The organism is Intrasporangium sp. (assembly GCF_035688975.1).
Taxonomy (GTDB): domain Bacteria; phylum Actinomycetota; class Actinomycetes; order Actinomycetales; family Dermatophilaceae; genus CALMNV01.
This window is the reverse complement of the sequence record NZ_DASSMH010000062.1, coordinates 19,859-29,369: the sequence shown is the minus strand read 5'-3', so window position 1 is coordinate 29,369 and position 9,511 is coordinate 19,859. Positions and strand designations below refer to the sequence as shown.

7 protein-coding genes are annotated in these 9,511 nt (G+C 71.4%); 1 reads left to right on the top strand and 6 read right to left on the bottom strand.

Annotated elements, in window-relative coordinates:
• Positions 1 to 200: 200 nt before the first annotated feature.
• The 4 genes from VFJ94_RS06465 to VFJ94_RS06450 are packed head-to-tail and all read right to left on the bottom strand — an operon-like array spanning position 201 to position 4,384.
• On the bottom strand, positions 201 to 965 hold the full coding sequence (locus VFJ94_RS06465; protein WP_325003377.1) for an SDR family NAD(P)-dependent oxidoreductase: 765 nt from the start codon (positions 963 to 965) through the stop codon (positions 201 to 203).
• Between the two features lie 54 nt (positions 966 to 1,019).
• Positions 1,020 to 2,042 carry a transketolase family protein gene (locus VFJ94_RS06460; RefSeq protein ID WP_325003376.1) on the bottom strand — a complete coding sequence of 341 codons (1,023 nt, stop codon included), beginning with the start codon at positions 2,040 to 2,042 and terminating at the stop codon, positions 1,020 to 1,022.
• Positions 2,039 to 2,917: a transketolase gene (locus tag VFJ94_RS06455; RefSeq protein ID WP_325003375.1), complete on the bottom strand. Its 879-nt coding sequence runs from the start codon at positions 2,915 to 2,917 to the stop codon at positions 2,039 to 2,041. The genes VFJ94_RS06460 and VFJ94_RS06455 overlap by 4 nt, the downstream gene beginning before the upstream one ends.
• A gap of 33 nt (positions 2,918 to 2,950) precedes the next feature.
• Positions 2,951 to 4,384, bottom strand: a complete 1,434-nt coding sequence (locus VFJ94_RS06450) for an MFS transporter (RefSeq protein ID WP_325003374.1) — start codon at positions 4,382 to 4,384, stop codon at positions 2,951 to 2,953.
• A gap of 253 nt (positions 4,385 to 4,637) precedes the next feature.
• On the opposite strand from VFJ94_RS06450, the gene VFJ94_RS06445 reads away from it, so the two are divergent.
• Positions 4,638 to 5,294 carry a GntR family transcriptional regulator gene (locus tag VFJ94_RS06445; protein ID WP_325003373.1) on the top strand — a complete coding sequence of 219 codons (657 nt, stop codon included), beginning with the start codon at positions 4,638 to 4,640 and terminating at the stop codon, positions 5,292 to 5,294.
• Between the two features lie 159 nt (positions 5,295 to 5,453).
• Here VFJ94_RS06445 and VFJ94_RS06440 read toward each other — a convergent pair whose 3' ends face one another.
• Entirely contained in the window at positions 5,454 to 6,269 is an 816-nt protein-coding gene (locus tag VFJ94_RS06440; RefSeq protein WP_325003372.1) for an SWIM zinc finger family protein, read from the bottom strand.
• Positions 6,262 to 9,381, bottom strand: coding sequence for a DEAD/DEAH box helicase (locus VFJ94_RS06435; protein WP_325003371.1), 3,120 nt, complete (start codon positions 9,379 to 9,381; stop codon positions 6,262 to 6,264). The genes VFJ94_RS06440 and VFJ94_RS06435 overlap by 8 nt, the downstream gene beginning before the upstream one ends.
• Positions 9,382 to 9,511: the final 130 nt, after the last annotated feature.

Genomic DNA, 9,511 nt, shown 5'->3' with positions numbered 1-9,511 from the left:
GTCGTCCCGGCGTCGATGCCGGCCAGCAGGGATCGTGGCACAGGAGCTCCGGTTGAGGATCGTTGGATCTCACGTTGGGTTTCGCTGGAAACAGTTGTAGAACCCAACGCCTGGTCCTGTCAAGCCCTCCAGCCCAGCCGCTCGTGCCACGGAGCAGCCCGTGGGCGCGGGAGATCCGACCCACGGGCTGCCGCCGACCTTCAGTGCATGTGGGAGCCGCCGTTGACGTCATACGTCGCGCCGGTGATGTAGCCGGACTCCTCGCGGCAGAGGTAGGTGACGAGGTCGGCGACGTCGCTGACGTTGCCGGTGCGGCCGACGGGAATGCCGGCCACGAGCTGGTCCTTGCGCTCACCCTCGAGCGCGCCGCCGGTGATGTCGGTGTCGATCAGGCCGGGGGCGACGGAGTTGACGGTCACCCCGCTCGCGCCGATCTCGCGCGCGAGCGCCTTGGCGAAGCCGAGCTGCGCCGCCTTCGCCGCGGAGTAGGCCACGCCGCCGAACACGCCGCCGCCGCGCTCGGCGGAGACCGATGACAGGAACACGATGCGGCCGAAGCCGCGCTCGGCCATGCCGGGGGCGACGCGTCGGGTGAGGTTGTAGGCCCCGCGCACGTTCACCGCGAAGATGCGGTCCCACTCCGCTCCGCTCACCTCGAGGAACGGGGTGGGGGAGGTGATGCCGGCGTTGTTGACCAAGGCGCCGACGGGCGGAGTGCCGGTGCCGGCCAGGACGGCAAGGGCGGCCTCGACGGACGCCTCGTCGGTGACGTCGCAGCCGAGGCCCCAGGCCTGGGCGTCGCTCCTTTGGGACACGTCGTGGGCGGCGTCCTTGGCGCTCGCCTCGTCGAGGTCGAGGATGGCGACGTTCCAGCCGGCAGCGGCGAGGGCGTGCGCGGTGGCGCGCCCGATGCCGCGGGTGGAGCCGGCGCCGGTGACGACTGCGGTCAGGTCAGAGACAGACATGGGAAGATCCTTCTGGGAGTGGATGGTTCGTCAGACTCGCTGGGAGTCGGGTTGCTACAGGGAGGCCCTGACCTTGGCCACGACGGCGTCGGTCGAGAGGCCGTAGCGGTCGTGGAGCGTGGGCAGTGCCCCGGCGGCGAGGAACTCGTCGGGCAGGGCGATGGGCAGGACGCGGGTGCCGACGCCGGCGAAGGCGAGGGTGGACGCGACCGACTCGGCGAGGCCGCCGACGATGGTGTGGTTCTCGAGGGTCACGACGAGCCGGTCGGTGCGCGAGGCGGCGATGATCGCCGCCGTGTCGAGCGGCTTGATGGTTGGCACGTGCAGCACGGCGACGTCGACGCCGTCGGCCTCCAGCCGGGCGGCTGCCTGCAGGGCGCGCATGGTCATCAGGCCGGTCGAGATGAGCACCACGTCACGTCCGGTGCGCAGCTCGGCCGCCTTGCCGAGCTGGAACCGGTAGTTGTACTCGTCGAGCACCCGGGGGACCGCTCCGCGCAGCAGCCTGAGATAGGTGGGTCCGGCATGGTCGGCGAGCTGCGGCACAGCCTGCTCGATGTCGACGGCGTCGCAGGGGTCGACGATGGTGAGGTTGGGGCAGCCGCGAAGGATGGCGAGGTCCTCGGTGGCCTGGTGACTTGGCCCGTAGCCGGTGGTGAGCCCGGGCAGGGCGCCGACCACGTTGACGTTGAGGTTGGGCTCGGCGATGTCGAGGCACAGGAAGTCGTAGGCACGGCGGGTGGCGAAGACCGAGTACGTGGAGGCGAACGGCACCAGGCCGACCTCCGCGAGGCCCGCCGCTGCCCCCATCATCGACTGCTCCGACATGCCCATCTGGAAGAACCGGTCCGGATGCCGGTCACGGAAGATGTGCATGTCGGTGTACTTCGCCAGGTCGGCCGACAGCCCGACGATCTCCCTGCGCTGCTCGGCGAGCTGTGCCAGGGCGTGCCCGAAGGGTGCCGGTGTGGTGCGCTGGTCGGCGTCGGCGAAGGACGCGATCATCGCCGACGTCTTCAGCCTGGCAGGCCCGGGGCGGGCCGTGCCCGCCGAGACGGGGGTCTGGGTGGCGGTCATCGGGAGAGCCCTTCCTGAAGCTGTGCACGGGTGATCTGCCATTCGTGCTCCTCCACGCGCATGAAGTGCGCCTTCTCGCGCTCCATGAGGAGGGGCACGCCGTAGCCGATGCGGGTGTCGCAGATGAGCACCGACGGGGAGCCCCGGTGCTCCCGCAGCTCGTCGAAGGCGGCCACCAGGGCGGGGATGTCGTTGCCGTCGACGCGTATCGCCTTCCAGCCGAAGGCTTCCCACTTGTCGAGCACAGGCTCGGTGCGCAGGACGCCGGCGGTTGGGCCGTCGGCCTGGAGGGCGTTGACGTCCACGATGGCGGTGACGTTGTCGAGGCCGTGGTGGGCGCAGGCCATCGCCGCCTCCCAGGTTGACCCCTCGTCCAGCTCCCCGTCGGACAGCAGGTTGAACACGCGGGCCGGGTTGCCGAGGTGGCGCAGCCCGAGGGCCATCCCCGTCGCCACGGTGAGGCCGTGGCCGAGCGAGCCCCCGGAGATCTCCATCCCGGGGGTGTAGCTGGCCATCCCCGACATGGGCAGGCGTGAGTCGTCCGACCCGTAGGTGTCGAGCTCGTCCACCGGGATCGTGCCGGCCTCGGCGAGCGCGGCATACAGGGCGATGGCGTAGTGCCCGATGGAGAGCAGGAACCGGTCGCGGTCCTCCCAGTGCGGGTCCTTCGCGCGGTGCCGCAGCTGGTCGGCGTACACGACGGCGAGGACGTCGGCGACGCCGAGCGCCTGCCCGATGTAGCCCTGGCCCTGCACCTCCCCCATGTGGAGGGCGTAGCCCCGGATGCGGCCGGCTGCGGCCTTGAGCCGCTCGATCCGCTCCTCGGCCGGAGCTGCGGCTGGCGAGGCAGCCTCGTGCGTGTCGAGGGACGTCATGGCGTCACTTCCTCTCGTTGGTGGCGGCGCCGGTCATCGGGCGAGGGAGGTGCCGGAGGCGGGAGCCGCCGACCCGGTGGCGTTTCCGGACCGGGCGGCACTGCCGTGCCCGGTGCCGGCGCGGGCGGCGCGCTCGGTGACGGCGACCTCCTCGCGCTCCGCGGCGCCCCAGGTCTCCTTCGTGAACAGGGTCGCGAGGAGCCCCAGCAGGCCGTAGCCGCTTAGCAGCAGCGCCGGCCCGACCCAACCGACGGCCACATAGAGCGCGGTGCCGACGAGCGGGGTGAAGCCGGACACGACGGCCGACAGCTGGTAGGCCAGGGACGCGCCGGTGGTCCGGGTGCGGGCGTGGAAGAGCTCGGAGAACCAGGCTCCCTGGACGCCGGCGAGGCAGTTCTGGCACACCGCGTAGCTGACGACGAAGGCGAGCACGATCGCGGTCGCGGCGCCGGTGTTGACGAGGAGGAAGAGCGGGACGCCCCACAGCAGCGTGAGCGCCGTGCCGACGAGGTAGACGGGTCGACGGCCGACCCGGTCGGTGAGCGCGCCCCACCCGATCGTGGCGCCGATCCCCAGCGCGGCGGCGATGAGCAGCCCGGTGAGGCTGACCGAGCGGCCGGCGAGCTTCTCGCTGGCCAGGTAGGAGAGCATGAAGGTCACCGACACGGCATACCCGGCGGTCTCGGCGACGCGGAGGCAGAAGGCGCGCAGGATGGTGCGCCAGTCGTCCCGGATGACCTCGCTGAGGGGGTTCTTGGCGATCTCGCCCTCCTCCTTGAGCTCCTCGAACTCCGGCGACTCTTCGACCTTGAGCCGGATGATGATGCCCACGACGATGAGCACGGAGCTGAGCAGGAAGGGCACCCGCCAGGCCCACTCGCCGCCCAGCGGGACGCTCGCGAGGAAGGCGAGGTTGGCCAGCAGCAGCCCCACCGGGAACCCGGCCTGGGTGATGCCGGTGTAGAGGCCGCGTCTGCGCCACGGCGCGTGCTCGAAGCACATGAGGATCGCGCCGCCCCACTCGGCGCCGAAGGCGAGCCCCTGGATGACGCGGACGGCGACGAGCAGGATGCCCGCCCAGACTCCCACCTGCTGGTAGGTGGGCAGCAGCCCGATCATCACGGTGGCGATGCCCATGAGCAGCAGCGAGCCGACGAGGACCGGCTTGCGCCCGATCCGGTCGCCGAGGTAGCCGCCGACGATCCCGCCGAGCGGGCGGACGGCGAAGCCGATCCCCAGGGTGGCAAAGGACAGCAGGGTGCCCGAGAGGGGGTCGCTCGCGGGGAAGAACGCGTGGTTGAAGTAGAGGGCCGCGGCGGTGCCGAACCCGATGAAGTCGTAGGTCTCGATGGTCGCGCCGACGGAGGTGCCGATGGCAACCCGCTTCTTCATCGGCGTGCCCTCGACCGGGTGCCACTGGGCCACCTGGCTCAGGGGCGGTTCGGGGAGGGGGTGCTCTCGGGCCATTGCTGTTTGCTCCGTATCTCGACGTTGAGAAGGTCCTGGCGCTGCGACGTGGTGCGAGCGTCCTCGGCCGACGGGCCGCCCGCGACCGCTATGTTGACTGTTAACACTCAGGAGTTAAGAGTGACTGAGGCGCCCGGGCGTGTCAAGCCCGTATGCCGCGGAGCCGTGGCCGGCGGCATACGGGGCGCCTGTTGACAGTCGCCAGTCGAGAGTCGTCGCTAGGATGGAGCGGTCGTGGAGGAGGAGAGGCCCGTTGTCCACCGTCGAACCGCTGCCCAACCTTGACCGCAGCACCCTGCGAGAGCGGGCGCTGCAGGCGCTGCGGGGGGCGATCACCTCGGGGCAGTACCGCCCGGGCGACCACCTCGGCGAGGTCGAGCTCTCTGCCCGCCTGGGGATCAGCCGGGGCACGGTCCGCGAGGCGCTTCGCCACCTCCAGCAGGAGGGCCTGGTCGTCGCCGGGCAGCGGGGCATGCTGAGGGTGAACACCTTGAGCCCCAAGGAGGTTCGCGGCCTCTACCAGGTGCGGGCCGCACTCGAGGGACTCGCCGTCGCCACCATCATCGGGTCGCCCGAGCGCGACGTCGCGGTGACGACGCTCCGGGCGGCGCTCGCGCGGCTCTCCGAGGGCAGCGGCGGCTTCGCCGAGCGGGTCGAGGCCGACCTCGGCTTCCATCTGCTGCTGTGCGAGCTGGCCGGCAACCCCATGCTCGTCGAGAGCTGGCGCCACCTCGAGGGCCGCATCCGGGTGGCCATCATGAGCCATGACGTCGAGCAGCTGCCGGGCATCATGTCCCGGGACCGGCATGCCCCCATCGTCGACGCCATCGAGCGGGGCGACGTGGCCGCTGCCGTGGCCGTGGTCGACGAGCACATGGCCGTCGCCGCGGAGCTCTACGCCACGGCATAGCCGAGCTGCCCAGGCGGCCTGGGCGCCTGCGTGGGGATGCGGTGCAGCCTGGCCGGAGGACGAGGGGCGAGCGGGCGAGCCTCGTCGCGCCGATGTCGGGCTGGCGCCGACGAGCCGGCACCGGGGACCGGCAGGTCATAGTCAGGCGCCAGAGTACGGTCAGGCCTCGCCGGGCGCCGCCCGGCTCTCATAGGCGGGGCGCAACAGGTCGGGCAGGGTGCGTCCGCGCACGGCGACCTCGACTGGGGGCAGCTGGTCGAGGAGCGACGCTCGTGACTGAGCGCTCGAGCGTGACCGGTGCACCGGGCCCTGGGGCGCAAAGAAGCTGCCCAGGAGGCTCTCCAGCGGCGGGCCGGCGGCGAGCGGGTCGTCGGTGCCTCGGGGGCTGTCGGTGCGCGCCGCGTGCAGGTTGCCGAGCAGGTCGTCACGGTGCCGGCCGCGCCAGGCAAGGATCCGGAACGGGTCCTCGTCGAAGGACTCGGCCAACAGGTAGAAGGTTGCGGCGAGGTGCTTGCACGGCACCTCCCAGTCGGGGCAGGAGCAGTCCAGGGACAGATCTGACGCGCTGGTGGGGAAGAGCGACAGGCCGATTCCGGTGAAGACGTCCTCGATGTCGTCGGGCATCTCCCCGGCCAGGAGGTTGGCGAGATACCACGCGTTGCCCGCGAGCTGCCGTTCGATCTGGGCCCACTCGGCTTTGCCGAAGGCGCTCGCGCCGATGCGCACGCGGTAGGGCCGGGCCCGACTGCCCTGCACCTGCGCGGCGACGGAGCCGGCCTCGATCTCGAGGGAGACGACCTGGCCCTTGCGGGCATACGTCCGCCCCCGCTGCAGGCGGCTGCCCAGACCCATGCCCTCGAGCACGGTGATGAACCGCTTCGACCACCAGTGCTGGGCGATGGCGCCACGCTTGCTGCGGGCGACGATGCCGCCCTCGACGGCGCGGGGCGTGGACGGCGGGTAGAACCTAGTCATCGACGGCGTCCTTGGACAGGGCGAACAGGCGGCGCAGCTCGCCGGTGGACAGCTCGGTGAGCCACCCCTCGCCGTCGCCGACGACGAGGTTGGCCAGGGCCATCTTCTCCTCGATCAGCTGGTCGATCTTCTCCTCCAGGGTGCCGGTGCAGATGAACTTGCGGACCTGGACGCGCCGCTGCTGCCCGATACGGAACGCCCGGTCGGTGGCCTGGTTCTCCACCGCCGGGTTCCACCACCGGTCCAGGTGGATCACGTGGTTCGCGGCGGTGAGGTTGAGGCCGGTCCCGCCGGCCTTGAGCGACAGCAGGAAGATCGGCGGGCCCTCGCCGGACTGGAACTGCCTCACGAGCTCGTCCCGCCGCTGCTTCGGCGTGCCGCCGTGCAGGTAGGCGACGTCGGTGTCGAACCGGGCGGACAGGTGGGGCAGCAGCAGCTCGGCGAACTCGGTGTACTGGGTGAAGCACAGGACACGGTCGCCCTCGGCGAGGATCTCCTCGAGCAGCTCCTCGAGCCGGATGACCTTGCCCGAGCGGGTTCCGACCGGGGACCGGTCGTGGAGCACCTGGGCGGGGTGGTTGCACACCTGCTTGAGCTTGGTCATCGCGGCGAGCACGTTGCCGCGCCGCTCGATGCCCTGGGAGTTCTCGATCCTGTCCATCATGTCGTCCACGATGGACTGGTAGAGAGAGGCTTGCTCGACGGTGAGGCGGCAGTACTCCTTCATCTCGAGCTTCTCGGGCAGGTCGTCGATGATGGTCGGGTCGGTCTTGAGCCGGCGCAGGATGTAGGGCTGGGTCACGGTGCGCAGGCGCTCGGCCGGCTCTGTGGCGCCGTGCCGTTCCACGGGTATGGCGTAGCGGGTGCGGAAGAGCTCTGACGACCCGAGCAGGCCGGGGTTGAGGAATTCCATGATCGACCACAGCTCGGAGAGCCGGTTCTCCACCGGGGTCCCGGTGAGCGCCACGCGGTGGCGAGCCTGGAGCCGTCTCGTCGCCTTGGCCGTCCGCGACAGGCTGTTCTTGATCGCCTGCGCCTCGTCGAGCACGACGCGGTGCCAGCAGAGGTCGGCGAGCTCGTCGATGTCGCGGATGCCCGTGGGGTAGGTCGTGACGACGAGGTCCGTCGCGGCCAGCTGGTCGCGCAGGGCATCGCCCCGGAGCCGGTCGCGGCCATGGTGTGCATGGACGCGCAGCTGGGGCGCGAACTTGGCGGCCTCGCGCTCCCAGTTGCCGACGAGGGACATCGGGCAGAGCAGCAGTGTGGGCCCCGTGTCGGGGTTCGCGGCTCGGTGCGCGGACTCGAGAGCCAGCAGCTGGACCGTCTTGCCTAAGCCCATGTCGTCGGCGAGGCACGCGCCGAGCCCCAAGGCCGCCAGGTAGGCCAGCCAGGACAGGCCGCGCGACTGGTAGGGACGCAGCGTTGCGGTGAAGGACTCGGGAGGATGGACGGGCGTCAACGTGCTGGGTGGGCTGCCGGCGAGAAGCTCGCCCAGCCAGCCGTCCGCGGTGACGCCCGTGACCGGCAGCGGGGTGTCGAGATCGTCGGGATGGGCGGCGGCCAGCGCCAGCACCTCGGCTGCGGTCCTGGGCCTGGCCGGCTGGTTGAGGAACTCGATGCCCCGCCGGAGGTGGTCGGCGTTGACCGCGACCCACTGCCCGCGGAGCCGGACAAGGGGTGCCTTGGCCTCAGCCAGCGCGGCGATCTCGTCGTCGGTCAGCGTGTCGTCGCCGATGGCGAGCCGCCACTGGAAGTTCATCAGGGCGTCGCGGCCGAAGGTGCCTCCGGTGACCGGTGTGTCGCTCGGGGTGCTCGCCGTGGCCTTGAGCCCCAGCCGGGGGCGCCGGTCCCACCACGACGGGAGCAGCACCCCGAAGCCCGACTCGTCCAGCGCGGGGGCGGCGACCGACAGGAAGTGGAAGGCGCCCTCGACGTCGAGCTCGACCATCTCCGGCGCCGCTTGCCGCAGTCCAGCGGCCAGCTGCGGGTAGATCCGGCTGGCGCGGCCCAGCTCGCCGAGCAGCAGCTCCTGCGGGCGGTCGAGCCAGCGGCGCAGGCTCCCGTCGTCGGTCCACGCCTGTGCCGCTGGCACGAGCAGGCTCGGGTCCGTCGTCGACTGGAGGAGGAACTCCAGGCGCCACGTCGTCGGTGCGGTCTCGGCGACCTTGTGGCCGGCAGCATCATCGGCTTGGCCGCCGTCAGCTGCTGCTTCGTCCTCGAGCCAGTCGTGCCCGTCGTGCTGCGGGTCGCACTCGCGAAGGCGGAAGGTCGCCCGCGCCGGACCGACCTGGCCGGTGCCGACCTCGTCCCAGGGCCGCAGGGCGGCCTTCAGGGCCGCAAGGTCGTCGTCGTCAGCGTCGAAGTGGCCATCGCCGGCGGTGAGCGCGGTGAGCCACGCCTCGCTGGCCGGTAGCTGTCGGGGGCGCCGCCCGCGCCGCGACGGCACCAGGCTGAGGTCGAGTGGAAGCTCCTGCCGCATGGCGGCGTCGACAAGGGTATGCAGCGTGGCTGCCGCGAGGGGATACGCGTCGCCTGCGCCGGGCTCGGCTCGACACGCCGGAGGCATCGCGGCGACGAGCTCGCCGAAGGCGACGACATCCGGACCCTGCAGCACGGGCCTCCAGTGGGCCACGGGGCCGGCCTCGTCGAAGGACAGCGTCGGTAGGACCCGGCGGCGTTCGACCAGCTCGCAGGCGAAGGTCGCCAGCTCGGCCAAGTAGCGGGTCGACGCGCCATACCGTCCTTCGGTGTCGCTGCCCGGTGTGGGGCTGTCGTCGAGGCCGACGAGCCAATCGAGCGCTTCGGAGGCGCCGAGACGGATGGTGGGGATCCGCCAGGCCAGCAGGACGGGCTCGGCCTTGGGCGCGCCTCGTGGGTTGACCCGCACGAGCTCCGGGGAGTCGAGCGGGGACTTGGCCAGCGATGGAAGGCGCAGGGTTGCCTCCCCCGCTTTGCCGGGCCGGATCGAGGCCAGGACGTCCGCAGGCGCGGCGAAAGGGTGCGGCCGTGCGGACCGAAGGGCCTGGCTGCGACTCGTGACAGCACGCTCGGAGTCCTCGGCCCACAGGCACAGCCCGTGTTCGGTGGACCAGAAGCCGTGGAGGACGAGCACTGCGGGCCTTTCACCTGGACGCCAGGGTGATCAGGGTAGCGACACGGTCAGGAGCCGGGAACCGCGGCCAGGTCGGTTCTCGTGTCTTGGGGTCGACGCGGGCACAAGTTGCCGTCGTCGACCTCCGCCT